This window comes from Pseudomonas nabeulensis, assembly GCF_004682045.1.
In the GTDB taxonomy this organism is placed as follows: Bacteria; Pseudomonadota; Gammaproteobacteria; order Pseudomonadales; family Pseudomonadaceae; genus Aquipseudomonas; species Aquipseudomonas nabeulensis.
The window spans coordinates 13,523-37,699 of sequence record NZ_QUZT01000065.1 but is presented as its reverse complement, the minus strand read 5'-3'; the positions used below and the strand labels follow the sequence as shown (position 1 = coordinate 37,699).

Sequence of the window (24,177 nt, the reverse complement as noted above, 5' to 3'; positions counted from 1 at the left end):
AAGCAACTGACTGTCGAAAACTGCGTAACTCATTGTTTACCAAAGAGTTTTCCGTTTCGACTGCGCCGGAAGTGGGGCGAATTATAGGCCTCCAGAATCTGCCGTCAACCTTTAATTACACTTTTGTTGCAGAAGGTGATTTTTTGGCAATAAGCCGAGGGATCCGGCGCATCACCGGCGGTATACGCAGGATCAATAGCAGTGCGCCTAAAGATGCATAGACCGCCCACTCCTTCAGATCAGCCCGCACGATCCACAACATATGCAGCAAACCAAGCCCAAGAATCACATACACCAGCCGATGCAGCTTCTTCCAGCGACTCCCCAACCGACGCTGGCTATAGCGATTGGACGTAACCGCCAACACCAACAGCGACAGGAAGCCTAGCGCACCCACGATGATGTAAGGCCGCTTACGCAGTTCTACCCCCAACTGCGACCAATCCAGCCCGAGCACAAACACACAGTAAGCCGCCAAGTGCAGCACCACATAAGCAAAGCACCACAACCCCAACTGGCGACGCACCGCTACCCACCCTGCCCACCCGCTCAACCTCTGCATCGGTGTCATGCTTAGGGTGATCAGTAACAGGATCAATGTTCCAAGCCCCAACCGATCAACCAACACTTTTCCAGGATCAGGCCCTAGGGCAGAACTCCATGCCTCATACAACCATAACAATGGCCATACTGCTGCCGCGATAAAGACGCCGACCCGCCAGACCGGAAAACGCATCAGTAGTTCTTCCGCAGATCGAGATCGGTATAAAGAGAGGCAACCTCATCCGAGTAGCCATTGAACATCTGCGTCTCGCGCACATTTGGACTGAACAGACCGCTCGGCAGTCGCCGCTCCCTTGCCTGGGTCCAACGAGGGTGATCAACCGCAGGATTCACGTTCGCATAAAACCCGTACTCATTCGCAGCGATGCTTTGCCAGGTAGTTTTCGGCTGCTCACTTACCAGGCTGATCCGCACAATCGACTTCACACTCTTGAAACCATACTTCCACGGCACGACCAATCGCAGCGGCGCGCCATTCTGATTGGGCAATTCCCGCCCATACATGCCAACGGCAAGGATCGCCAAGGGATTCATCGCTTCATCCAGGCGCAGCCCTTCTACATAAGGCCAGTCGATCAAGCCGAAACTCGAACGCTGCCCCGGCATACTCTTGGAATCCTGGAGTGTTTCAAAACGGATGTACTTGGCTTTGGAGGTCGGTTCGACTTGCTTGAGCAGAGCCGATATGGGGAAGCCGATCCAGGGGATAACCATTGACCATGCCTCGACACAGCGCAAACGGTAGATTCGCTCCTCCAACTGATACGGCTTCATGAAGTCTTCCAAGGCATAACGCCCAGGCTTGGCAACCTCGCCATCGATGACAACGCTCCACGGCTCAGTCTTGAGTGAACCTGCATTTGCTGCAGGGTCGCCCTTATCGGTACCGAACTCATAGAAGTTGTTGTAATGGGTTGCGTCTTTGAAGGGCGTGATTGCCTCGCCTTTCACTGTCACCGCCTGCCATTGAGTAGCGGGAAGCTTTTCGGCAAACCAGTTGGGCGCCTTGCCCGGCTCAACATCGGCATAACGGGCAGCCTCATCGGCATTGGCCCAACGCGGTAAGCTGCTTGCAGCAACTCCGGCGAGTGCACCGCCGAGCAAACTGCGGCGAGAGAGGTAGAACGATTCAGGTGTGACATCCGATTCATGACAATCGGACGCTTTAGGCAATTTGATTAGCATGGCAACTCCGCAGCATTGGAGGACTGATGCACCAATAGACTGCGGAGTATGGGGGAAATTACATTAAGGCAATGTTTTGTCCCGGCGCAGATGCAACAGATACTGCACAGGACCAGACGCTGCGTAGACCAGGAACGCCAGCAGCAGGATTCGCGGCGGATCACTGAACACCACGGCAAACACCAGCACCACCGCCAGGATCGCCACAAAAGGCACGCGCCCCTTCAGATCCAGCTCCTTGAAGCTGTTGTACTTGATATTGCTGACCATCAGCATACCGGCTGCCGCAACCATCAACGCCACCAGGAACGACATCTTCGATCCCTGGATGCCATAGTCACTGAACGCCCAGACGATACCCGCCACAACACCCGCCGCTGCCGGACTGGCCAGACCGATGAAATAGCGCTTGTCGGCAGTCCCCACCTGGGTATTGAAACGGGCCAGGCGCAAAGCCGCACCGGCGACATAGATGAAGGCAACCATCCAGCCAACCTTGCCCATATCCCCCAACGCCCAAGCGAACGCCAGCAATGCGGGCGCCACACCAAAGGCAACCATGTCGGACAACGAGTCGTACTCGGCACCAAAAGCACTTTGGGTATTGGTCATCCGCGCCACACGGCCATCAAGGCCGTCGAGCACCATGGCCACGAAAATCGCGATGGCAGCAAACCCGAAATATTTGCTGGCGCTGGCTGCATCACCTGCTGCCAGCGCACTCTGGGCGCTCATTGAGTTGATGATGGAGTAGAACCCGGCAAACAGGTTCGCCGTGGTGAACAGGTTGGGCAAAAGATAGATGCCACGATGCCGGACCTTGCGACCTTCCGCGTCATGCCCTTCTTCGACATGCTCATCGATGGGTAGCAGACTTTCGGCGTCAGAAGCCTGGCTTGGCTCTTCGGGACGTTCGCTCATGGACTTTACCTTGCAACGGTGTGAAAAAAATTCGACAGGTACTTGCGGCGAGTGTTCGCCCGCAAACGATGCAGCTTTATACCAGAACCCGCCCCCCAAACGAAAAAACGCGGCCTAAGCCGCGTTTTTCCTTGAAGCGTACGACTTAGTTTTTGGCTTTGTCGACGATCTTGTTGGCACCGATCCACGGCATCATGGAGCGCAGCTCCTCGCCGATCACTTCGATACCGTGAGCGGCGTTGTTACGACGCTTGGCGGTCATCGAAGGGTAGCCGGTAGCGCCTTCGCTGATGAACATTTTGGCGTACTCGCCGTCCTGAATACGTTTCAGGGCGTTGCGCATGGCTTGACGGGACTCGGCGTTGATTACTTCCGGGCCAGTCACGTACTCGCCGTATTCGGCGTTGTTGGAGATCGAGTAGTTCATGTTGGCGATACCGCCTTCGTACATGAGGTCAACGATCAGCTTCAGTTCGTGCAGGCATTCGAAGTAGGCCATTTCTGGCGCATAGCCAGCTTCAACCAGGGTTTCGAAACCGGCTTTAACCAGTTCAACGGTACCGCCGCACAGAACAGCTTGTTCGCCGAACAGGTCGGTCTCGGTCTCGTCCTTGAAGGTGGTTTCGATGATGCCGGTACGACCGCCACCCACGCCAGCAGCGTAGGACAGTGCAACGTTCTTGGCGTTGCCCGAAGCGTCCTGGTAGATCGCGATCAGGTCAGGGATACCGCCGCCACGAACGAATTCGGAACGTACGGTGTGGCCTGGAGCCTTCGGCGCGATCATGATCACGTCGAGGTCAGCGCGCGGCACAACCTGGTTGTAGTGAATCGCGAAGCCATGGGAGAAGGCCAGGGTGGCGCCTTTCTTGATGTTCGGCTCGATTTCGTTCTTGTACAGCGCGGACTGGAACTCGTCCGGGGTCAGGATCATGACCAGGTCGGCAGCCGCAACGGCGGAAGCAACGTCAGTCACTTTCAGGCCGTGGGCTTCAGCCTTGGCAACGGTAGCCGAACCTTTACGCAGGCCAACGGTGACGTCAACGCCGGAGTCTTTCAGGTTGCAAGCTTGTGCGTGACCCTGGGAGCCGTAGCCGATGATGGCGACTTTCTTGCCCTGGATGATCGACAGGTCACAATCTTTATCGTAATAAACTTTCATGAGGTTCCTCTATATATCCAGGCCGTAAGGCCATTCGCTAATTTGAGTTAGATGCTGAGTACTTTGTCGCCACGGGCAATCCCGGTGACACCACTGCGTACCGTTTCCAGAATCGAGGCCGTCCCGATCGACTGGATGAAGCTGTCCAGCTTGTCGCTTGTACCGGTCAGTTGAACGGTATAAACGCTGGCGCTCACATCGACGATCTGCCCGCGATAAATATCGGTAGTGCGTTTGATTTCGGCACGTTGGGCACCCGTGGCCTTGACCTTGACCAGCATCAGCTCGCGCTCGATGTGGGCACTTTCCGACAAGTCGACCAGCTTGACCACTTCGATCAGCTTGTTGAGGTTCTTGGTGATCTGCTCGATCACTTCATCGTGACCGACAGTGGTCAACGTCAGGCGCGACAGGGTCGGGTCTTCGGTCGGGGCCACGGTCAGGCTTTCGATGTTGTAGTTACGTTGCGAAAACAGGCCGACAACACGAGACAGAGCGCCGGGTTCGTTCTCCAGAAGCAGGGAGATAATGTGCCGCATGATTAGGTACGCTCCGTCTTGTTCAGCCACATGTCGCGCATAGAGCCGTCTTTGATCTGCATCGGGTAGACGTGCTCGCTGGTATCCACCTGAATATCGATGAACACCAGGCGATCCTTCATGGCGAACGCCTCTTCCATCTTCGGCTTCAGATCTTTCAGATCGGTGATGCGAATGCCGACGTGGCCATAGGCTTCAACCAATTTGACGAAATCTGGCAGCGACTCCATGTAGGAATGGGAGTGACGGCTGTTGTAGCTCATGTCCTGCCACTGGCGAACCATGCCCAGTACGCCGTTGTTCAAGCAGACGATCTTCACCGGAAGACCGTACTGCAGGCACGTCGACAGTTCCTGGATGTTCATCTGGATGCTGCCCTCACCGGTGACGCACGCGACGTCGGTGTCCGGGAAGCTCAGTTTCACGCCCATGGCCGCAGGGAAACCAAAGCCCATCGTGCCCAGGCCGCCGGAGTTGATCCAGCGGTTAGGCTTGTCGAACTTGTAGTACTGCGCGGCGAACATCTGGTGCTGGCCCACGTCGGAGGTTACAAAGGCGTCGCCCTTGGTCACTTCACACAGGGTCTCGATCACGGTTTGAGGCTTGATGATGCTGCCGTCGCCCTTGTCGTAAGGGAACAGGCCGCGATCACCGCGCCACTCGTCGATCTGCTTCCACCAGCTGGCAACGGACTCCTTGTTCGGCGTTTCGCCGATGTCCTTGAGCGCAGCGACCATTTCGGTCAACACGCTTTCAACCGGACCCACGATTGGCACATCGGCCTTGATGGTCTTGGAGATGGACGCCGGGTCGATGTCGATATGGATGATCTTGGCATTCGGGCAGAACTTGCTCGCGCCGTTGATCACGCGGTCATCGAAACGCGCGCCCACCGCTAGGATCACATCAGCGTGGTGCATGGTCAGGTTGGCGGTGTAGCTGCCGTGCATGCCGAGCATGCCGACGAACTGACTGTCCGAACCCGGGAATGCGCCGAGGCCCATCAGGGTGTTGGTCACCGGCAGGTTGAGCAGCTTGGCCAATTCGGTCAGTGGTGCAGAACCGCCGCCCAGGATTACGCCGCCACCCGAGTACAACACAGGGCGCTTGGCCGCCAGCAGCATTTCGGCGGCCTTGCGGATTTGTCCCGAGTGCCCACGTACGGCCGGGCTGTAGGAACGCAGCTTGGCTTTCTTCGGGAAGACGTATTCGAATTTTTCGGCCGGGTTGGTCATGTCTTTCGGGATATCGACCACGACAGGGCCCGGGCGACCGGACTGTGCGAGGTAGAAGGCCTTTTTCATGACTTCCGGGATTTCCGAAGCATGCTTGATCATGAAGCTGTGTTTCACGATCGGCCGGGAGATACCGATCATGTCGGTTTCCTGGAATGCATCGGTACCGACCAAGGTGCTTGGTACCTGGCCAGAAATGATCACCATCGGGATGGAGTCCATATAGGCAGTCGCGATGCCGGTAATGGCATTCGTTGCGCCTGGCCCTGACGTTACCAGTACCACGCCGGCTTTACCGGTGGCACGGGCGTAACCGTCAGCCATATGGGTTGCAGCTTGTTCGTGGCGAACCAGGATGTGGTTAACAGCCGGTTCCTTGAACAGTGCGTCGTAGACATGCAGCAGAGCACCACCTGGGTACCCGTAGATATAGTCGACGCCTTCGTCACGCAAAAAGCGGACGAGCATCTCACCGCCAGATAAAAGCTCCACGTTGTTCACCTCTAAAACGCCAGAATACCGTCCGTTGAAAACCGACGGGTCTTAATAGGTTTACTTCTCAACAGAGCATGAGCGACGGTGGTCGCCGACTACGTCAGCACTGACTGAGCAAGTATTGGGATCGTCCCAAGTGTTGCGGGCTTCTCCCACCCAGCGCGAGGTAACGCGTTGCGGGTGTAACAGGTCGGCGCGGATGTGCGCCTCATGATCTGCTGAGCGGGCCTGCTTCTGGCAGTCCCGATACAGCGGACTTTGGATTCTTCTGTTTCAGGCCCTTCAAGTCAAGCAATAATTGCGCTTTTTTCCATCTAAGCGCATGAGAACGTAGAAGAAAGGGCTTTGAGGAGGGATAAAACTCGCCTGAATGTCGTCAAGCGGTAGAAATATGCGCAAGACTGCCGGAAAAACCGGCAGTCAGGCAATTAACGAGCGTCGACGATCAATTGGTCGAACTTTTTCAGCGCGTTACGCAAGCCGAGGCTCTCTTGCGGGCGGTCGGCATAGACCATCTCGGCCATTTCCATGATTCCTGACGCATTCGGGAGCGGCAGATCCTGCTCAAGAATCTGCTTCATGCGCACCAGGAAGATCCATTGCAGCCATTGATGGAAATCCAAAGTATCCACCGAAAAGGGCTCGACGCTGCTGAGCGCTTCGGCACTGGGGGACACCTCGTCCCACCAGCCCTGCACACGCAGTTCACGCTCGATCAGCAACAACTGTTCGGCAATCGCGGGAAAGCGGGCATCCATCAGTAAGTGACCTTGCCTTTTTGCCGCGCTTGAGCGGCACCAGCGGCATCGCCTTGCGCGGCACGTGCATCACCGATCAAGGCCCACAGGTTGGCTTGCAGGTCAGGGCGGCCGTTGGCCAGGGTCAGGCCGCGACGGGCGAACTGCTCTGCTTGTGGGGCATCGCCCTGGGCCATACGCACCTGTGCCAGGCGATACAGCACTTGCGGCTCGCGAGGTGCAACGCGCTGGGCGCGCTCAAGGCTCGACGATGCGCCATTCAAATCGCCCCCCGCCTGCTGTTGCTGGGCGGTGGTCAACAGAGCCAGTACCGGACCGTCCAATTGCTCGTCAGCCGACAGGCCACCGGAATTGGACGACGAAGGAATACCACTCGGCGTCGACGGCAGGGTGTAGGTGCTCTGGTTGATCGGCGCCGTTTGAATCGGCGTGGCGTCGATCGGACCCGAGGTGCTTGGCCCAGGCGTCCACGGTTCCGCGCTGATAGGCGCCGCGGTCGCCGCACCACCACCCGGCACCATCACCACCACACCCGAATCCTGCGGCACAGCTTGAGGCTTGGCCTGGGCCGGACGATTGGTCACGGTCTGGCGGAATCCGCCATTGGCCGAGATACGGTCATTATTGGAGACGGCAGTGCTCGAATCCACCACCGGAATCGAGCCGCGCTGCACGCTGGCGCAACCATTGAGCAAAGCCAGAGCTGTAATAGCTGGAAACAACCACTTGTTCACGTGAAACCCTCTTTGCTTAGTTCATCCAGCCCTTGACCCAATCCATCACCGACTCCGCGTCAGCCGGGGCACTGCCCCCGCACGCGGCGCCGGCTGGCGGTTCGCTGCCGCGAATATACGGCATCTGTACGGCGCCCGGACAGTTGGCATCGGAGCCCTGCCCGGTATGCGGATCAATCCAGGCCTGCACGATATTGTCCGGCTGCGGCATGTTCAGCGGCAGCGGGTCGGCCTTGCGCATAAAGCTGGTCCACACCTGCAGCGCACCGGTCGCACCGGTAAACGGGGTCTTGCCGTTGTCATCACGGCCCATCCACACCACCGCCAGCACATCCTGGCCGAAGCCTGCGAACCAGCTGTCACGCGAGTCGTTACTGGTACCGGTCTTGCCCGCCAACGTCAGGTTCGACGGCAAGGTCCGATAGACCGAGGCGCCAGTGCCCTCACGCATAACACGCTGCATGGCGTTCTGGATCAGGTAGATGGAGCCCGCGTCGAAACGCTGCTGAATCTGGAACGGGTAGCGCTTGAGCGGCTCCCCTTCGGCGGTCAACACGCTGCGAATCCCGCGCATCGGCGTGTTGAAACCACCGTTGGCCAGGGTCTGGTACATGGTCGCGACTTCCATCGGCGTCATGGCACCAGCGCCCAGCAGGATCGACGGGAAGGCTGGGAACTCACGGGTAATGCCCAGGCGTCCCAGGGTTTTCAGCACGTTCGGAACACCGACTTCAAGCCCGAGGCGTGAAGTGGAGATGTTGTAGGAATGTGCCAAGCCTTGGTACAGGAACACCGTGCCATGGGAACGGCGATCAAAGTTCTGTGGCGTCCACACCTGGCCGTCAGCGCCCTTCACCGACAGCGGATCATCGGACAGCCAACTGGTCAGGGTGTATTTACTCGGTTTTTCCAAAGCCGTCAGGTAGACCGCCGGCTTGACCAACGAACCAATCGGCCGCACCGCATCCAGCGCCCGGTTGAACCCGGCGAAACTGGCCAGTCGACTGCCCACCAGCGCCTGGACCTCACCGGTCTCCGGGTTGGTCACGACCATGGCCGCTTCGACTTCATCCGCGCCTTTACGGCCCGTCATGCGCTTGAAGGTATCGTTGACCGAGGCTTCGGCCTTCATCTGCAGGATTGGATCGAAGCTGGTGAAGATCCGCAGCCCCTCTTCGGTCAAGTCTTCGTCGCGGTAGTCTTCACGCAACTGGCGTTTGACCAAGTCGATAAAGCCCGGGAACGAACTGTCCGCCAGCTTGCCGCGCGTGGTGACGCCCAATGGCATTTTCTTCGCCGCCGCCACTTGCTCAGCTGTGGCCACGCCCTGCTGTTCAAGCACATCCAGCACCAGGTTGCGGCGCTCAAGTGCACGCTCAGGATTACGACGCGGGTTGTAATAGGACGGTCCCTTGACCATGCCCACCAGCAAAGCGACTTGATGCAGCTTCAGCTCGGACAGCGGCTGGCCAAAGAAGAACTGGCTGGCCAAACCAAAACCGTGCACCGCGCGCTGACCATCCTGGCCGACAAACACCTCGTTGAGGTAGGCCTCTAGAATTTCCTGCTTGCTGTAGTGCATCTCCAGCAGCATCGCCATCATGGCTTCGGTGAGCTTACGGGTCAGGCTGCGCTCGTTGGTCAGGTAGAAGTTCTTGACCAATTGTTGCGTCAGGGTACTGCCGCCCTGGGTCATCTTGCCGCCAGAGGTGTTGACCCAGATGGCACGGGCAATCGACTTCGGCGACACGCCCCAGTGACTGTAGAAATCCCGGTCTTCTACCGCGACCAGGGTTTCAAGCAGGTACGGCGGCACCTGATCGAGCTTGATCAGGATGCGATCTTCAAGGTTTTTCGGGTAAATGCCGCCGATCATCAGCGGTTCCAGGCGCACCACCGGCAGCTTGGAACCATTAAGTGACGACAACTCAGCCACATAGTCGCCGGAGAAGCGCACGCGCACCGGCTGGGCTTTCTCCAGGCCTTCATAGAACTGGAAGCCGCGGGTGTTCAGGTCGACGGTATTACCGCTGACTGCCGCCGCGCCCGGGCCATTGCTCACGGGTTCGCGGCGATAGCCGAGGGCATCGAGTTCGGTGAGGAAGTCATCCTTGCTCAGCTTTTGGCCAGTGAACAGTTCCAGCGGGCGTGCATACACCTTGGCCGGAATGGTCCAGCGCTTGCCGGAGAACTTCTCCTGGACCACTGCGTCGAGGTACACCGCGAAGCCGGCAAGTACCACAAGGCCCACCAGGCCGAGCTTGAGCGCCCAGCCGAGCCACGGACGCAAGCCACGGGAAGGAGGTTTTTTACGGGAACGGGGAGATCGGGATCGAGTCATGGCGGCGGATTATACGCACTTTATTGAGGATCAACATGAACCGGACAGCGGTTTGCACGGCAGCCCTCAACCGCCATAATGCCCGCCATGATTTCCCCCAGACTCTGAAGGATCGCCCGTGAGCCAGTCCCTGATCGCAGCCCTGCAAAACCCGGCTTTGTACCCCCATCCGGTTGAAGCGTTTCAAGTCATCGAGACCCATATTTCCTGGGTCATCCTCACTGGCCCCTACGCCTATAAATTGAAGAAACCGATGAACTTCGGCTTCCTTGACTTCACCTCCCTGGAAGATCGCGGCCACTTCTGTAATGAAGAGCTGCGCCTCAATCAGCGTCTGACCGAAGATTTGTATCTTGAAGTGTTACCGATCACCGGCAGTGCAGATGCCCCACAACTGGGCGGTGAAGGGGTGGCGATCGAGTACGCGCTGAAGATGCGTCAGTTCCCACAAAGCCAGCTGCTCAGCACCTTGCAAGCCAACGGCGAACTGACCAGCGCGCACATCGACGAAATGGCCAAGCAAATCGCGCACTTCCACCTCACTGCGCCGAAAGTACCGCAGGAACACCCGGCCGGCACCCCGGACGAGGTCATGGCGCCGGTGCGCCAGAACTTCGACCAGATCCGCCCATTCCTCAGCGACAAAGCAGACCTGGCACAGTTGGACGCACTGCAAGCCTGGGCCGAAAGCAGCTTCGAGCGCCTCAAGCCACTGCTGGCACAACGCAAGTTGGATGGCTTCACCCGTGAATGCCACGGTGACATTCATCTGGGCAACGCCACCTTGATTGATGGCCGCGTGGTCATCTTCGATTGCATCGAGTTCAACGAGCCGTTCCGTTTTACCGACGTGTACGCCGACACCGGTTTCCTGGCGATGGACCTGGAAGACCGTGGCCTCAAGTCCCTGGCGCGACGCTTCATCAGCCAATACCTGGAATTGACCGGCGACTATCAAGGCCTTGAAGTCCTGAACTTCTACAAAGCCTACCGCGCCCTGGTACGCGCCAAGGTCTCGCTGTTCAGCATGCCGGGCGATGCCAGCCCGGTACAGCGCGCCACCACCCTGCGCCAGTACCGCAACTACGCCAACCTGGCGGAAAGCTACAGCACCATCCCGTCGCGCTTCCTGGCGATTACCCATGGCGTTTCGGCAGTGGGCAAAAGCCATGTGGCCATGCGCCTGGTGGAGGCATTGGGCGCGGTGCGCCTGCGCTCGGACGTAGAGCGCAAGCGCTTGTTTGGCGAACAACAGGTGGAAAACACCCCACAGGCCGGCATTTACGCAGCCCAAGCCAGTGCCGCGACCTACGCCCGCCTGAATGAAATCGCCGACACCGTGCTGCGCGCTGGTTTCCCGGTCGTGATCGATGCCACGTTCCTGAAACGCGAACAACGTGACGCCGCCGCCAAGGTTGCCGAAGCCACCGGTGCGCCGTTCCTGATCCTGGATTGCAACGCTCCACAGGCCGTTATCGCCAGTTGGCTGGAGCAACGTCAGGCGGATAAAACCGATCCTTCCGACGCAACACTCAGCGTTATCGAACAACAGCAGGCCAACCGCGAGCCGCTGACCGCCGAAGAGCTGCTCCTGAGTAAACGTGTCGAGACCAATCAAAGCGGGACGCTGGACGCGGTGGTCGCACAGATCCGTCAGCGCTTGCCTGGACTGTAAGAAAAATTTCTTGGTCGTGTCGCCTACTTGGGCGCACGGCCGAGCAATAGTGGCACTATAATGGCGTCATAAATCCAACAGGAGTTGCCATCATGAGTCAGCCCAAGCTTCTTGATACCCCGCTTTACTCGCTCCTGCATAAAGACGATATCCGAGGTTTCAACCAGGAACGCCCGAAAGACGGTGCCATCGATATGCGCGGTGGCGACTTCCGGGGGCTGGACCTGCGCGAGCTGAATGCCACGGGCGTGGACTTTACCGATGCTTACTTCCGTTCCGCCGACTTGCGCGGCCTTGATTTGCGTGACTGTTCACTGGAAGGCGCCAGCCTGGCCCATGCACAGATCTCTGGCGCTTACTTCCCGCCTGAACTGACTGCCGACGAGATCCTTATGTCCGTCAATTTCGGCACCCGCCTGCGCTACCGCACTAAATAAACGACACCGCCTTCAACCCCGGCACGCCATGCGTACCGGGGCCTCTGCCCATTCCCGCCAGCAAAACCCTCGCGTCATTCTTATAAGCTTTTGGCCGTTCTTGACCAAAGAACCACGCTTTTCCTACTGAGCGCTACACTCCTTTTCAGGCTTGCCTGGTCACGATACCCACCGCACCGTTCGGCCGTCGCAAGGAGGCTTGATGAATGATGAGCTGCAACACCTGAAAAACCTCGGCAAAACCTCGGCACAGTGGCTGCATGCGGTGGGCATCCACAGTGCGTCCGACTTGCGTCGCCTGGGCGCGGTCGATGCCTACCGAGCCGTGCGGACTCGCGGGTTCCGGGCGTCGAAAGTATTGCTGTATGCAATCGAGGGGGCATTGATGGATGTGCACTGGAACGATATTCCTGTCGAGCGCAAAGAAGCGCTGAATCGCCAATTGGATGCGATTTCGGCGCGTCAGAAGAATTAGTTCTGCGAGATAAACCAGCGTTTGCAGGCATTCCAAACAAGCGTTTGAGAAAACCCGGGAAGTACGCAAAAACAAATATTGACTCTCAAATGAGAATCGTTATGATTATCACAACTGGTCGCGAGATCAGCCGATAACTGAAAGACCATTGGTTCGGACTCTCAGATTATCTCCTCATCAGGCTAATCACGGTTATTTGACCCGGCTCTTGCCGGGTCTTTTTTTGCCTGTGGAAAACTGCGTTTAACGCGCAATGATCAACGGATGCCCGCGCTCTGGATGGGGCTGTACCAACACATCCAATCCAAACACTGCTTTTAATGGCTCTGGGCGCATTACCTGCAATGGCGTATCCAAAGCATGAGGACGGCCTTCCTCCAGCAGCAGGATCCGATCACAGTAACGAGCGGCCAGATTGAGGTCGTGGAGGATTACCAGCACCGCCGCGCCGCGATCGGCAAAGGTGCGAATCGACTGTAAGGTCGTATGTTGATGCAGGGGATCAAGCATCGAAGTCGGTTCATCCAGCAGCAGTGTCTGCCCCGCCTCACCCGGCCAGAGCTGCGCCAGCACACGCGCCAAGTGCACTCGTTGGCGTTCGCCACCGGACAGTGCCAAGTAGCTGCGACCGCTCAAATGACCGACATCCGCCGCGTGCAGGGCAGCCTCAATAATTTCGTCGTCACGCACGCGACCGGTCTGATGAGGCAAACGCCCCATGCCGACCACCTCATCGACACGAAACGCGAAATCCAGCGTCGAGGTCTGCGGCAGAACCGCTAGACGCTGCGCTCGTTGCGCACCACCCCACTCGCTCAGCGGGCGTTGGTCCAGCCAAACGTGCCCTGCATCCGGTTTCAGCTCACCGCACAGCGCGCCGAGCAGCGTGCTTTTGCCCGCACCATTTGGGCCTAGCACGCCGAGCACTTCGCCCGGTTGCAGGTCCAGCGTGACATCGGCCAGCACAGTCTTGTGATTGCGACGGATCTGCAACTTTTCCACCCGCAGCATCAGACTCTCCTGTACAGCAACAGATAAAGAAAAAGGGGCGCGCCTATAAATGCAGTGACAATCCCGATCGGCAACTCCGCCGGTGCCAAGGCCAGGCGCGCAACCAAATCAGCCAAAAGCAGCAAGGACGCGCCCGCCAGCACCGACGCAGGCAACAACACCCGATGATCCGGCCCCGACAGCAATCGCACCAAATGGGGCACCACCAATCCGACAAACCCGATCATGCCCGCAGCAGCCACCGCAGCACCGACGCCCATGGCCGTGCAGAACACCAACTCGCGCTTTAACCCCTCAACATCAATCCCCAGATGATTGGCCTCGGACTCTCCCAGCAAAAGCGCATTCAGCGCCTTGGCCCGACGCGGCAACCACAGCGCCACACCGGCAGTCACCAGCAGCAGCGGCCATAACCGTGAATAACTGGCACCGTTAAGGCTGCCCAGATTCCAGAAGGTCAGGGTGCGCAAGGTCGCGTCGTCCGCCACATAGGTGAACAAACCTACCGCCGAACCGGCGAGCGCCGTCAGCGCGATACCGGCCAGCAGCATTGTCGCCACACTGGTCTGGCCATTGCGGCGCCCGAGCCGGTAGACCAACGCAGTCACGCCCAGCCCGCCGAGAAATGCACACAACGACAAAAGGTATGGCCCGAACGCCTCCGGCAAACCGCCAAAGAACGAGCCGCCGACAATCGCCACCGCCGCCCCAAGCGCTGCACCGCTGGACACACCGACCAACCCGGGATCCGCCAGCGGGTTACGGAACAATCCCTGCATTGCCACGCCCGACAATGCAAGGACGCCGCCCACCGCCAATCCCAGCAGCGTGCGCGGCAAACGGATCTGGCCCAGGATCAGCTCCGCCTGCTCCAGCCCTTGGGCTTCGATTGGCGCACCCATCAAGCGCAACGCCGCTTTGAGCGTGTCCAGCAACGGCAGGCTGACGGGGCCCAGTGCCAGTGAGAGCCAAATCGCCAACACACACAGCAGCGCCAGCCCGATAAACAAGGTGCGTGGTTTAACCAGGGTGGTCATGGAGCAGGCTTAGCCTGGGAGGGGTAAAAACCCGCAGACAACTTGACGAGGCTCTGCGGCAAGCGCGGCCCCAAGCCACCCACCAGCAATGTCGGGTCCAGCTCAAAAACCCGCCCGTTCTTCGCCGCCGGCGTCGAGGCCAGGATCGGGTTTTCCTTGAACAAGGCCGCACGCGCTGCATCGCCCGTCAGGGCACGGTCGGCGAACACAATCACATCCGGGCTCAACCCCGCCAATGACTCCACCGAGAACGGCTTGTAGCCCGCGTGGGTTGCCAGGTTTTTTCCGCCCGCCTGCTGCAACATCCAATCGGCAGCCGTCTCCTTGCCGGCAATCAAGGGCTTGCCGCCTGCATGACCGAGCAGCAGCAACACCCCCGGGGCCTTTTGCGTGGTTTGTGCCTTGGCAACCCAGCTCTTTTGCTGATCGAGCGCTTGCTCATATTCGGTAAACAATTCGCTGGCCTTGGCCTCGCTACCCAACAGCTTGCCCAAGTGCTGGAGATTGCCTTTCAAGGTTGGCAAGTCCGGCTGCGCCGAGAACATCTCCACCTGTACCCCCGCGCTGCGAATCTGCGCCAGCACCGGCGGTGGCCCCATTTCCTCAGTGCCCACCAATATCTGCGGGCGCAAACTCAAGATGCCTTCGGCCGACAACTGTCGCTGATAGCCGATGCTCGGAAGGGCTTTGAGGGATTCAGGGTGCTGGCTAGTGGTGTCCACGCCGACCAACTTGGACTCACCGCCCAACGCCGTCACCCACTCCGACAAGGCCCCACCGGCGCTGACCCAACGTTGTGGCAGTTCAGAGGCGTGTGCCCCAGCGTTGACCAGCAGTCCGACAACAAGCGCAATAGCGCTGGCACTCAGGCGCATAACAGGGTTTCCTTCCAAGGGCAGGGCCGCGCAAGCACTCATCGATGTGACAGATAACCCCTGCCCGGCATCGTATTGAGCGCCCGCTCAGCCAACGGGCGAAGCCGGCATTTGATAATTGTTTGCATTTGAACGTCAAGGCACTTAAGGATTGAAATGAAGTTTCTCTGCCCCTCCGACACCCTCGCGCCAGACAGCAGCCTCGGTTTTGAAATCGATGGTTGCAAATTACTGGCCGTGCGCCGGGAAGGTATTGCCTACTTCTATCTCAACCGCTGCCCCCATCGCGGCATTCCACTGGAATGGAAGCCCGACCAGTTCCTCGACTCCAGCGCCAGCCTGATCCAGTGCGCTACCCACGGCGCGCTGTTCCTGATCGAAAGCGGCGAATGCATCGCCGGGCCCTGCGCCGGACAAAGCCTCAAGGCCCTGCCCGGTCGCGAAGATGCACAGGGCCTGTGGGTGCAACTCTAGTCGAACACGACGTCCAGACGGCGATCCACTACGACTTCCTCAGACGTCACTCGCACGCCATAGGCCAAGACCTCCACACCTGCGGCCTTGGCTTCACGCAAAGCCGCGGCGTAACCGGCGTCAATCTCCTTGGCCGGGCGCACCGCATCAATCCCCGATAGATTCACGCAGTACAGTTGCACCGCCCGCACGCCATCTCGCGCCAGATGGGCCAGCTCGCGCAGATGCTTCGCCCCGCGCTGGGTCACCGCATCCGGGAAGGCCGCAACGGTGGAGCCATCGAAACCCAAGGTCACACTTTTGACTTCGACATACGCCGTGCCGTCGGGATAGTCCAAACGAAAATCGATGCGGCTGTTCTCCTGGCCGTAAGGCACTTCGCGCTTCAATGCGGTAAAGCCGTTGAGTTCGGTGATGATCCCCGCCCGCAACGCTTCTTCAACCAATTGATTGGCCCGCGCCGTGTTCACGCACGCCAGCCGGCCCTGGGGCGTCTCGGCGATTTCCCAGGTGCCGGGCAACTTGCGCTTGGGATCATTGGAGCGACTGAACCAGACCTGCCCACCTTCAACCATGCAATTGAGCATCGAGCCGGTGTTAGGGCAGTGAATAGTGAGTAACTCGCCGGTAACGGTTTCGATATCGGTGAGAAAACGCTTGTAACGGCGGATCAGCCGGCCTTCTTCGAGGGGAGGATTAAAACGCATCAGCCTTGCCAGCTCCGTAAGCCACGAGTGATTCGCTCCACCGCTTCCTGTAGCCGATCAAGGTTTTGCGTGTAGGCAAAGCGCACATGATGACCGGCTTGATGACGGCCAAAGTCCAGGCCCGGCGTGAAGGCCACATGCTCGGTTTCGAGGAAGTGCCTACAGAACGCGAAGGCATCCCCGCCGAACTTGCTGATATCGGCATACAAATAAAACGCGCCTTCCGGCTCGACGGCGATACAAAAACCCAGCTCGCGCAATGCGGGTAATAGGAAGTCGCGACGGCGGCCAAACTCAGCGCGGCGCTGTTCCAGAATGCTCAGGGTTTGCGGGGTGAAGCAGGCCAGCGCCGCATGCTGGGCCATGCTAGGCGCGCTGATGTAGAGGTTTTGCGCCAGTTTCTCCAACTCGCCCACTGCCGCAGGCGGCGCCACCAGCCAACCCAGGCGCCAGCCGGTCATGCCGAAATACTTCGAAAAACTATTCAGGACAAAAGCGTCATCATCCACTTCCAGCACGCTGGCGGCATCGGTGCCGTAGGTAAGGCCGTGGTAGATCTCATCCACCACCAGATGGCCATTACGTGCCTTGATTGCGCCGGATAATTCAGCCAGTTCATCCCGCGTAAGGATCGTGCCGGTGGGATTGGCCGGGGAGGCGACCAGCGCGCCCACGCTGTCTTGGTCCCAGTGTTTGTTCACCAAGTCGGCAGTCAATTGATAACGCACCTCGGGGCCAACCGGCACCAATTGCGCCGCGCCTTCCACCAATCGCAGAAAGTGCCGATTGCACGGGTAGCCGGGGTCGGCCAGCAGCCAGTGCTTGCCGGGGTCCACCAACAGACTGCTCGCCAGCAACAGTGCGCCAGAACCGCCAGGCGTAATCAGGATGCGCTCCGGATCGACGCTCAAACCATAACGCTGCTGGTAGAAACCACTGATGGCCTCACGCAATTCCGGCAAACCACGCGCTGCGGTGTAGCGCGTCTTGCCATTGGCCAGCGCCGCCTGGCCGGCCTGGATGATCGGCTCGGCCGTGGTGAAATCCGGCTCGCCAATCTCCAGATGGATCACATCGTGGCCGGCGGCCTGCAGCTCGTTGGCACGCGCCAGCAACGCCATGACATGAAAAGGTTCGATGGCGCGACTGCGCGCACTGTAGGGCTGGGCCATTAGCCTTCCTTAGACGGTGAGGACAAAATCAGGATTCTACCGAACCCGCGTCGTAAAACATGTTCTATTGCCTGCCCGGCGGCCTGTGCGGTCCGGGCAAGCGCCGGCAAAACGACTAAAATCAATAGTCGAGACCCAGCATACCCAGTCACGACGGGCTATCGCCGTTTGCGACCCGGCTGCGACGGGCTCGACAACCGGGAGTGGCGCACCCCGAATCTATCTGGTAAGTTCGCCCGCTTGCAGCCGCAGGGCCGGCAGGTGTCGGTGACGTTGCAATCCTGCGCAATGGATTAGAAGAGTGAGAGGCGGTCTATTCATGTCCACCCAAGCAAAGCAACAGCAGACTCAAGGTCTCAATGGCTTCGAACCCTACGTAGAGAAGAAAGGTGAGGAGTACATGGGCGAGCCCATGCGCGAGCACTTCACCAAGATCCTCAACAAGTGGAAACAGGACTTGATGCAGGAGGTCGACCGCACGGTTGACCATATGAAGGACGAAGCAGCCAACTTCCCCGACCCGGCTGACCGAGCGAGCCAGGAAGAAGAATTCGCCCTTGAACTGCGTGCCCGTGATCGCGAGCGCAAGTTGATCAAGAAGATCGACAAGACACTGCAACTGATCAAGGACGAAGAATACGGCTGGTGCGAATCCTGCGGCGTCGAGATCGGTATCCGTCGTCTGGAAGCCCGCCCTACAGCGGACCTCTGCGTAGACTGCAAGACCTTGGCTGAAATCAAGGAAAAACAGGTCGGCAAGTAATCCTTCCGAGCTGAATGAATGGGGCGTACCAACGCCCCATTTTTGTTTCTGGCGTTTACCGTTTTTCCAGTAGTATCCGCCCCATGACAGCCTCTACCTATATTGGGCGTTTCGCCCCCACGCCCAGCGGCCACTTGCATTTTGGCTCCCTGGTCGCCGCCCTCACCTCCTACCTCGATGCCCGCGCCAACCAAGGCCGCTGGCTGATGCGCATGGAAGACCTCGACCCTCCCCGCGAAGAGCCCGGTGCCCAGGCGGCAATCCTGCACGCGCTGGAAAGCTACGGTTTTGAGTGGGACGGGGAACTGGTCCGACAAAGCGAGCGGCATGATGCCTACGCCAAAGTCTTGAACGACATGTTCAACCATGGCCTGGCCTATGCCTGCACCTGTTCACGCAAACAACTTGAGCCCTACAACGGCATTTACCCTGGCCTGTGCCGCAACGCTGGCCACGACCAGCAAGATGCCGCCATCCGTTTGCGTGTGCCGGAGTTGGAATATCACTTTACCGACCGCGTACAGGGCGAATTCCGACAGCATCTGGGCCGCGATGTAGGCGATTTCATCATCCGACGCCGCGACGGCCTGTACGCCTATCAACTGGCCGTGGTCCTCGACGACGCATGGCAAGGTGTGACCGATATCGTGCGCGGCGCCGACCTGCTCGATTCCACGCCACGCCAGCTCTACCTGCAAGAACTGCTGGGCCTGCGCCAACCACGCTACCTGCACGTGCCGTTGATCATCCAGCCGGACGGTAACAAATTGGGCAAATCCTACCGCTCCCCGCCGTTGACACCCGACCAGGCCACGCCTTTGCTATTAAGGGCACTGCGCGCCCTCGGCCAACAGCCGGGCACCGAGCTGCTGCACGCCAGCCCGCGGGAGCTGCTGGATTGGGGCATTGCGCATTGGGATGCGTCGCGAATCCCCCGCACACTCACGTTGGCCGAAGCGCAATTGAGCTGAAGGCGCTTGCAGCTTGCCAGCCATCCGTTACCATCGCCGCACGTTTTCACTCAGAGGCCAACATGTACATCTATCGATTGGTCCTGCTGCTGGTCGTCGGGATCTACCTGTTTTCCCCCGCCATCATGGATTGGTGGATCGACGCCACGGGCGCCTGGTATCGCCCTTATCTGCTGTGGCTGATCCTGATCGTCGTGACCTTCATCCTGCAGAGCCAAAAAGATGCCGATGAGCTTTAGCCTCACCCAGATGCTGCTGATCAGCGCCGCCTACCTGGCCGCGCTGTTCGGGGTGGCCTGGATCAGTGAGCGCGGAATGATTCCGCGGGCGATCATTCGCCATCCGTTGACCTACACCTTGTCCCTCGGCGTATACGCCAGTGCCTGGGCGTTCTACGGCACGGTCGGCCTGGCCTATCAATATGGCTATGGCTTTCTTTCCAGTTACCTGGGTGTATCCGGCGCGTTCCTGCTGGCACCGGTGCTGCTGTACCCGATCCTGAAAATCACCCGGACCTATCAGCTGTCGTCCCTGGCCGACCTGTTTGCCTTCCGCTTTCGCAGCACATGGGCCGGCGCGCTGACCACGGTGTTCATGCTGATCGGCGTGCTGCCCTTGCTGGCCTTGCAGATTCAGGCAGTGGCCGACTCCATCAGCATTCTCACTCGCGAACCGGTGCAACACCGCGTCGCCCTGGCGTTTTGCGCACTGATCACGCTGTTCACGATTTTCTTCGGTTCACGCCACATCGCCACCCGCGAGAAACACGAAGGCCTGGTCTTCGCGATTGCCTTCGAGTCGGTGATCAAGCTGATCGCCATCGGTGGTGTCGGCCTTTATGCGCTCTACGGCGTGTTCGACGGCCCACAACAACTTGAGCTGTGGCTGCTGCAAAACCAGACCGCCCTCGCCGCCTTGCACACACCGCTGCAAGAAGGCCCATGGCGCACGCTGCTGCTGGTGTTCTTCGCCTCGGCCATCGTGATGCCGCACATGTATCACATGACGTTCACCGAGAACCTCAACCCGCGTTCGCTGGTCAGCGCCAGTTGGGGCCTGCCGCTGTTCCTGCTGTTGATGAGCCTCGCAGTGCCGTTGATTCTTTGGGCCGGGCTCAAGCTGGGGGCGACCACCAACCCCGAATATTTCACCCTGGGCATTGGCATTGCCGCGAATAGTCCAGCCTTGGCGATGCTGGCGTATGTCGGCGGGCTGTCGGCGGCCAGCGGGTTGATTATCGTCACCACGCTGGCGCTCTCCGGCATGGCGCTCAACCACCTGGTGCTGCCGCTGTATCAGCCGCCGGCCGAGGGCAACATCTACCGCTGGTTGAAATGGACACGTCGCGCGCTGATTGTCGCGATCATCATGGCCGGCTACGGCTTTTACCTGTTGCTCGGCGCCGGGCAGGACCTGGCCAACCTGGGTATTGTCGCGTTTGTCGCCACCTTGCAGTTCTTGCCTGGCGTGCTGTCGGTGCTGTACTGGCCGACTGCAAATCGTCGAGGTTTTATCGCCGGGCTGCTGGCGGGGATCCTGGTGTGGATCGTGACCATGTTGCTGCCGTTGGTCGGCAATCTGCAGGGCTTCTATATCCCGCTGCTGAACATGATCTACGTGTTGGACGACACCAGTTGGCACATGGCGGCCATCGCGTCGCTGGCGGCCAACGTGCTGATGTTCACCCTGATTTCGCTGTTCACCAACGCCAGTGCCGAAGAAACCAGCGCCGCCGAGGCCTGTGCGGTGGATAACGTGCGTCGCCCACAACGTCGCGAATTGCATGCGGCCTCGCCCCAGGAGTTCGCCACGCAATTGGCCAAGCCCCTGGGCGCCAAGGCCGCGCAGAAAGAGGTCGAGCAAGCGCTGCGCGACCTTTACCTGCCCTTCGACGAACGCCGTCCCTATGCGCTGCGCCGTTTGCGTGACCGCATCGAAGCCAACCTCTCCGGCTTGATGGGCCCCAGCGTTTCCCAGGACATGGTGGAAACCTTCCTGCCCTACAAGGCCGGCGGCGAAAACTACGTAACCGAAGACATCCACTTTATCGAGAGCCGGCTGGAGGACTATCACTCACGCCTCACCGGCCTCGCCGCCGAACTCGATGCCCTGCGCCGTTACCACCGCCAGACCCTGCAGGAACTGCCCATGGGCGTCTGCTCCCTGGCCAAGGACCAAGAGATCCTGATGTGGAACAAGGCCATGGAAGAACTCACCGGCATCGCCGCGCAACGGGTCGTGGGTTCGCGCCTGAACACCTTGGGCGAGCCGTGGAAGGAGCTGCTGCAAGGGTTTATCAACCTCCCCGACGAGCACTTGCACAAGCAGCACCTGGCCCTCGATGGCCAGACCCGCTGGCTCAACCTGCACAAAGCCGCCATCGACGAGCCCCTGGCCCCCGGTAACAGCGGCCTGGTGTTGCTGGTGGAAGACCTGACCGAAACCCAGATGCTCGAAGACAAGCTGGTGCACTCCGAGCGGTTGGCCAGCATTGGCCGCCTGGCCGCCGGCGTGGCCCACGAGATCGGTAACCCGATCACCGGTATCGCGTGCCTGGCGCAGAATCTACGGGAAGAACGCGAAGAAGATGGCGAAATCACCGAAATCAGCGGGCAAATCCTCGAACAGACCAAACGCGTCTCGCGCATCGTGCAGTCGCTGATGAGTTTTGCCCACGCCGGCGCCCACCAAAACCAGGATGAAGCCGTGTGCCTGGCCGAAGTGGCGCAGGATGCAATTGGGCTGTTGGCCTTGAACCTGCGTAATTTCGAAGTACAGTTCTACAATCTGTGCGACCCGGAACATTGGGTCGACGGCGACTCACAACGCCTGGCCCAGGTACTGATCAACCTGCTGTCCAACGCCCGCGACGCGACCCCGGCCGGCGGTGCGGTACGTGTCAAGACCGAGGCTTTCGAACATACGGTCGATCTGATCGTCGAAGATGAAGGCAGCGGCATTCCACAGAACATCATGGACCGATTGTTCGAACCCTTCTTCACCACCAAGGACCCGGGTGAAGGTACCGGTCTGGGCCTTGCACTGGTCTATTCCATCGTTGAAGAGCATTATGGACAAATCACCATCGACAGCCCGGCTGACACCGAAAGCCAACGCGGCACCCGTATTCGGGTGACCTTGCCGCGTCATGTCGAAGCGACGTCCGCTGTGAACTGAGACCGTCGAGAGAATTGAATCAATGCCGCACATTTTGATCGTCGAAGACGAAACCATTATCCGCTCTGCCTTGCGTCGTCTGCTCGAACGCAACCAGTACCAGGTCAGCGAAGCTGGCTCGGTGCAGGAAGCCCAGGAGCGTTTCAGCATTCCCACGTTCGACCTGATTGTCAGCGACCTGCGCCTGCCGGGCGCGCCGGGCACTGAGCTGATCAAGCTTGGCCAGGGCACGCCGGTGCTGATCATGACCAGCTACGCCAGCCTGCGCTCGGCGGTGGACTCCATGAAGATGGGCGCGGTGGACTACATCGCCAAGCCCTTCGACCATGACGAAATGCTCCAGGCCGTGGCGAGAATCCTGCGCGACCACCAGTCGGCCAGCAGCGCACCCGCCGAACAGCGCCCAACCGGCAAGACCAGCGAAAAACCGGGCAGCGAAAACGTTAATGGCGAGATCGGCATCATTGGTTCCTGCCCGCCCATGCAGGACCTGTACAGCAAGATCCGCAAAGTGGCGCCGACGGACTCCAATGTGCTGATTCAAGGCGAGTCGGGCACCGGTAAAGAACTGGTGGCCCGCGCCCTGCACAACCTGTCCAAGCGTGCCAAGGCGCCGATGATTTCGGTGAACTGCGCAGCGATCCCCGAATCCCTGATCGAGTCCGAGCTGTTCGGCCATGAGAAAGGCGCGTTCACCGGCGCCAGCGCCGGGCGTGCGGGCCTGGTCGAAGCGGCGGACGGCGGTACATTGTTCCTCGATGAAATCGGCGAGTTGCCGTTGGAAGCGCAAGCGCGCTTGCTGCGTGTGCTGCAAGAAGGCGAGATTCGTCGTGTTGGCTCGGTGCAGTCGCAGAAGGTCGATGTACGCCTGATCGCGGCCACCCACCGTGACTTGAAGAGCCTGGCCAAGATCGGCCAATTCCGTGAAGACTTGTATTACCGTCTGCACGTGATCGCGCTCAAGCTGCCGGCTCTGCGCGAGCGTGGCGCCGACGTCAACGAAATCGCCAATGCATTCCTGCAACGCCAGAGTGCGCGTATCAACCGCAATGATCTCAAGTTCGCCCCGGACGCCGAGCAGGCGATTCGGCATTACTCATGGCCGGGTAACGTGCGGGAACTGGAGAATGCGGTCGAACGCGCCGTGATTTTGTCGGAGAGCCCGGAGATATCCGCCGAGCTGCTGGGCATCGACATCGAGTTGAGCGACCTGGAAGACGACGACTTCATTGGCCTGGCCCCGCAACAGGGCGGCGGTAGCAATACCAGCCATGAACCGACGGAAGACTTGTCACTGGAAGACTACTTCCAGCACTTCGTCCTCGAGCACCAGGACCATATGACCGAGACCGAGCTGGCACGCAAACTGGGCGTGAGCCGCAAGTGCCTGTGGGAACGCCGTCAACGCCTGGGCATTCCACGGCGCAAGACCGGGGTTGCCAGCGAGAGTTGAGGGTGCGTCCCCACAG

Annotated in this window: 23 protein-coding genes; 9 read left to right on the top strand and 14 right to left on the bottom strand. The window is 59.4% G+C overall.

Annotated elements, in window-relative coordinates; translation table 11 throughout:
* Positions 1-115: 115 nt before the first annotated feature.
* The 9 genes from msrQ to mrcB all read right to left on the bottom strand — a co-directional run bounded on the left by msrQ (position 116) and on the right by mrcB (position 9,934).
* Positions 116-736 carry a protein-methionine-sulfoxide reductase heme-binding subunit MsrQ gene (gene msrQ, locus DYL61_RS25445; protein WP_135310635.1) on the bottom strand — a complete coding sequence of 207 codons (621 nt, stop codon included), beginning with the start codon at positions 734-736 and terminating at the stop codon, positions 116-118.
* Positions 736-1,749 carry a protein-methionine-sulfoxide reductase catalytic subunit MsrP gene (gene msrP / locus DYL61_RS25440; RefSeq protein ID WP_135310634.1) on the bottom strand — a complete coding sequence of 338 codons (1,014 nt, stop codon included), beginning with the start codon at positions 1,747-1,749 and terminating at the stop codon, positions 736-738. Before msrP ends, msrQ begins: the two co-directional genes overlap by 1 nt.
* Positions 1,750-1,812: 63 nt before the next feature.
* Complete coding sequence (gene pssA / locus DYL61_RS25435; RefSeq protein ID WP_076952869.1) at positions 1,813-2,670, bottom strand: CDP-diacylglycerol--serine O-phosphatidyltransferase; 858 nt, start codon at positions 2,668-2,670, stop codon at positions 1,813-1,815.
* A gap of 145 nt (positions 2,671-2,815) precedes the next feature.
* Complete coding sequence (gene ilvC, locus DYL61_RS25430; RefSeq protein ID WP_105698748.1) at positions 2,816-3,832, bottom strand: ketol-acid reductoisomerase; 1,017 nt, start codon at positions 3,830-3,832, stop codon at positions 2,816-2,818.
* A gap of 47 nt (positions 3,833-3,879) precedes the next feature.
* Positions 3,880-4,371 carry an acetolactate synthase small subunit gene (ilvN, locus tag DYL61_RS25425; protein WP_003176102.1) on the bottom strand — a complete coding sequence of 164 codons (492 nt, stop codon included), beginning with the start codon at positions 4,369-4,371 and terminating at the stop codon, positions 3,880-3,882.
* A gap of 2 nt (positions 4,372-4,373) precedes the next feature.
* On the bottom strand, positions 4,374-6,098 hold the full coding sequence (locus DYL61_RS25420; RefSeq protein WP_135310633.1) for an acetolactate synthase 3 large subunit: 1,725 nt from the start codon (positions 6,096-6,098) through the stop codon (positions 4,374-4,376).
* Positions 6,099-6,529: 431 nt separating this feature from the next.
* On the bottom strand, positions 6,530-6,859 hold the full coding sequence (locus DYL61_RS25415) for a YqcC family protein (protein WP_135310632.1): 330 nt from the start codon (positions 6,857-6,859) through the stop codon (positions 6,530-6,532).
* Entirely contained in the window at positions 6,859-7,593 is a 735-nt protein-coding gene (locus DYL61_RS25410) for a tetratricopeptide repeat protein (protein WP_135310631.1), read from the bottom strand. Before DYL61_RS25410 ends, DYL61_RS25415 begins: the two co-directional genes overlap by 1 nt.
* Positions 7,594-7,609: 16 nt before the next feature.
* Positions 7,610-9,934 (bottom strand): penicillin-binding protein 1B, encoded by a 2,325-nt coding sequence (gene mrcB / locus DYL61_RS25405; RefSeq protein WP_135310630.1) that lies wholly within the window; start codon positions 9,932-9,934, stop codon positions 7,610-7,612.
* A 118-nt stretch (positions 9,935-10,052) separates the two neighbouring features.
* Between mrcB and DYL61_RS25400 the strand changes: the two genes are divergently transcribed.
* From DYL61_RS25400 to DYL61_RS25390, 3 genes are all read left to right on the top strand, one after another.
* Positions 10,053-11,609 (top strand): bifunctional aminoglycoside phosphotransferase/ATP-binding protein, encoded by a 1,557-nt coding sequence (locus tag DYL61_RS25400; protein WP_135310629.1) that lies wholly within the window; start codon positions 10,053-10,055, stop codon positions 11,607-11,609.
* 92 nt (positions 11,610-11,701) lie between these two features.
* Positions 11,702-12,046, top strand: a complete 345-nt coding sequence (locus tag DYL61_RS25395) for a pentapeptide repeat-containing protein (protein WP_135310628.1) — start codon at positions 11,702-11,704, stop codon at positions 12,044-12,046.
* 202 nt (positions 12,047-12,248) lie between these two features.
* Complete coding sequence (locus DYL61_RS25390) at positions 12,249-12,521, top strand: TfoX/Sxy family protein (protein ID WP_105698742.1); 273 nt, start codon at positions 12,249-12,251, stop codon at positions 12,519-12,521.
* A gap of 243 nt (positions 12,522-12,764) precedes the next feature.
* On the opposite strand, the gene DYL61_RS25385 is transcribed toward DYL61_RS25390, so the two are convergent.
* From DYL61_RS25385 to DYL61_RS25375, 3 genes are read right to left on the bottom strand one after another with little or no spacing between them, the layout of a single operon-like run.
* Positions 12,765-13,532 (bottom strand): heme ABC transporter ATP-binding protein, encoded by a 768-nt coding sequence (locus DYL61_RS25385; RefSeq protein ID WP_135310627.1) that lies wholly within the window; start codon positions 13,530-13,532, stop codon positions 12,765-12,767.
* The gene (locus DYL61_RS25380) at positions 13,532-14,515 is read right to left on the bottom strand and encodes a FecCD family ABC transporter permease (RefSeq protein ID WP_193559457.1); all 984 of its coding nucleotides are present in this window, start codon (positions 14,513-14,515) and stop codon (positions 13,532-13,534) included. Before DYL61_RS25380 ends, DYL61_RS25385 begins: the two co-directional genes overlap by 1 nt.
* A gap of 50 nt (positions 14,516-14,565) precedes the next feature.
* The gene (locus DYL61_RS25375; RefSeq protein WP_135310625.1) at positions 14,566-15,444 is read right to left on the bottom strand and encodes a heme/hemin ABC transporter substrate-binding protein; all 879 of its coding nucleotides are present in this window, start codon (positions 15,442-15,444) and stop codon (positions 14,566-14,568) included.
* Between the two features lie 156 nt (positions 15,445-15,600).
* On the opposite strand from DYL61_RS25375, the gene DYL61_RS25370 reads away from it, so the two are divergent.
* Positions 15,601-15,918 (top strand): Rieske (2Fe-2S) protein, encoded by a 318-nt coding sequence (locus DYL61_RS25370; protein ID WP_135310624.1) that lies wholly within the window; start codon positions 15,601-15,603, stop codon positions 15,916-15,918.
* On the opposite strand, the gene sfsA is transcribed toward DYL61_RS25370, so the two are convergent.
* Together sfsA and DYL61_RS25360 are read right to left on the bottom strand one after the other, a co-directional pair.
* Positions 15,915-16,625, bottom strand: coding sequence for a DNA/RNA nuclease SfsA (gene sfsA, locus DYL61_RS25365; protein ID WP_135310623.1), 711 nt, complete (start codon positions 16,623-16,625; stop codon positions 15,915-15,917). The genes DYL61_RS25370 and sfsA overlap by 4 nt on opposite strands.
* Entirely contained in the window at positions 16,625-17,797 is a 1,173-nt protein-coding gene (locus tag DYL61_RS25360) for a pyridoxal phosphate-dependent aminotransferase (RefSeq protein ID WP_135310622.1), read from the bottom strand. The genes sfsA and DYL61_RS25360 overlap by 1 nt, the downstream gene beginning before the upstream one ends.
* A gap of 319 nt (positions 17,798-18,116) precedes the next feature.
* On the opposite strand from DYL61_RS25360, the gene dksA reads away from it, so the two are divergent.
* The 5 genes from dksA (at position 18,117) to DYL61_RS25335 (ending at position 24,161) form a co-directional block, all read left to right on the top strand.
* Positions 18,117-18,560 carry an RNA polymerase-binding protein DksA gene (gene dksA / locus DYL61_RS25355; RefSeq protein ID WP_025857127.1) on the top strand — a complete coding sequence of 148 codons (444 nt, stop codon included), beginning with the start codon at positions 18,117-18,119 and terminating at the stop codon, positions 18,558-18,560.
* An 83-nt stretch (positions 18,561-18,643) separates the two neighbouring features.
* Positions 18,644-19,531, top strand: coding sequence for a tRNA glutamyl-Q(34) synthetase GluQRS (gene gluQRS, locus DYL61_RS25350; RefSeq protein ID WP_135310621.1), 888 nt, complete (start codon positions 18,644-18,646; stop codon positions 19,529-19,531).
* Positions 19,532-19,593: 62 nt separating this feature from the next.
* Positions 19,594-19,770 (top strand): hypothetical protein, encoded by a 177-nt coding sequence (locus DYL61_RS25345; protein ID WP_003176118.1) that lies wholly within the window; start codon positions 19,594-19,596, stop codon positions 19,768-19,770.
* Positions 19,754-22,708, top strand: a complete 2,955-nt coding sequence (locus DYL61_RS25340; protein WP_167497998.1) for a sensor histidine kinase — start codon at positions 19,754-19,756, stop codon at positions 22,706-22,708. Before DYL61_RS25345 ends, DYL61_RS25340 begins: the two co-directional genes overlap by 17 nt.
* 22 nt (positions 22,709-22,730) lie before the next feature.
* Entirely contained in the window at positions 22,731-24,161 is a 1,431-nt protein-coding gene (locus DYL61_RS25335) for a sigma-54-dependent transcriptional regulator (RefSeq protein WP_135310619.1), read from the top strand.
* Positions 24,162-24,177: the final 16 nt, after the last annotated feature.

What these genes read in the sequence shown, in the direction of transcription:
- msrQ (WP_135310635.1), bottom strand. Translation starts at nt 736, where the DNA reads ATGCGTTTTCCGGTCTGGCGGGTCGGCGTCTTTATCGCGGCAGCAGTA.
- msrP (WP_135310634.1), bottom strand. Translation starts at nt 1,749, where the DNA reads ATGCTAATCAAATTGCCTAAAGCGTCCGATTGTCATGAATCGGATGTC.
- pssA (WP_076952869.1), bottom strand. Translation starts at nt 2,670, where the DNA reads ATGAGCGAACGTCCCGAAGAGCCAAGCCAGGCTTCTGACGCCGAAAGT.
- ilvC (WP_105698748.1), bottom strand. Translation starts at nt 3,832, where the DNA reads ATGAAAGTTTATTACGATAAAGATTGTGACCTGTCGATCATCCAGGGC.
- ilvN (WP_003176102.1), bottom strand. Translation starts at nt 4,371, where the DNA reads ATGCGGCACATTATCTCCCTGCTTCTGGAGAACGAACCCGGCGCTCTG.
- DYL61_RS25415 (WP_135310632.1), bottom strand. Translation starts at nt 6,859, where the DNA reads ATGGATGCCCGCTTTCCCGCGATTGCCGAACAGTTGTTGCTGATCGAG.
- mrcB (WP_135310630.1), bottom strand. Translation starts at nt 9,934, where the DNA reads ATGACTCGATCCCGATCTCCCCGTTCCCGTAAAAAACCTCCTTCCCGT.
- DYL61_RS25395 (WP_135310628.1), top strand. Translation starts at nt 11,702, where the DNA reads ATGAGTCAGCCCAAGCTTCTTGATACCCCGCTTTACTCGCTCCTGCAT.
- DYL61_RS25390 (WP_105698742.1), top strand. Translation starts at nt 12,249, where the DNA reads ATGAATGATGAGCTGCAACACCTGAAAAACCTCGGCAAAACCTCGGCA.
- DYL61_RS25385 (WP_135310627.1), bottom strand. Translation starts at nt 13,532, where the DNA reads ATGCTGCGGGTGGAAAAGTTGCAGATCCGTCGCAATCACAAGACTGTG.
- DYL61_RS25375 (WP_135310625.1), bottom strand. Translation starts at nt 15,444, where the DNA reads ATGCGCCTGAGTGCCAGCGCTATTGCGCTTGTTGTCGGACTGCTGGTC.
- DYL61_RS25370 (WP_135310624.1), top strand. Translation starts at nt 15,601, where the DNA reads ATGAAGTTTCTCTGCCCCTCCGACACCCTCGCGCCAGACAGCAGCCTC.
- sfsA (WP_135310623.1), bottom strand. Translation starts at nt 16,625, where the DNA reads ATGCGTTTTAATCCTCCCCTCGAAGAAGGCCGGCTGATCCGCCGTTAC.
- DYL61_RS25360 (WP_135310622.1), bottom strand. Translation starts at nt 17,797, where the DNA reads ATGGCCCAGCCCTACAGTGCGCGCAGTCGCGCCATCGAACCTTTTCAT.
- dksA (WP_025857127.1), top strand. Translation starts at nt 18,117, where the DNA reads ATGTCCACCCAAGCAAAGCAACAGCAGACTCAAGGTCTCAATGGCTTC.
- gluQRS (WP_135310621.1), top strand. Translation starts at nt 18,644, where the DNA reads ATGACAGCCTCTACCTATATTGGGCGTTTCGCCCCCACGCCCAGCGGC.
- DYL61_RS25345 (WP_003176118.1), top strand. Translation starts at nt 19,594, where the DNA reads ATGTACATCTATCGATTGGTCCTGCTGCTGGTCGTCGGGATCTACCTG.
- DYL61_RS25340 (WP_167497998.1), top strand. Translation starts at nt 19,754, where the DNA reads ATGCCGATGAGCTTTAGCCTCACCCAGATGCTGCTGATCAGCGCCGCC.
- DYL61_RS25335 (WP_135310619.1), top strand. Translation starts at nt 22,731, where the DNA reads ATGCCGCACATTTTGATCGTCGAAGACGAAACCATTATCCGCTCTGCC.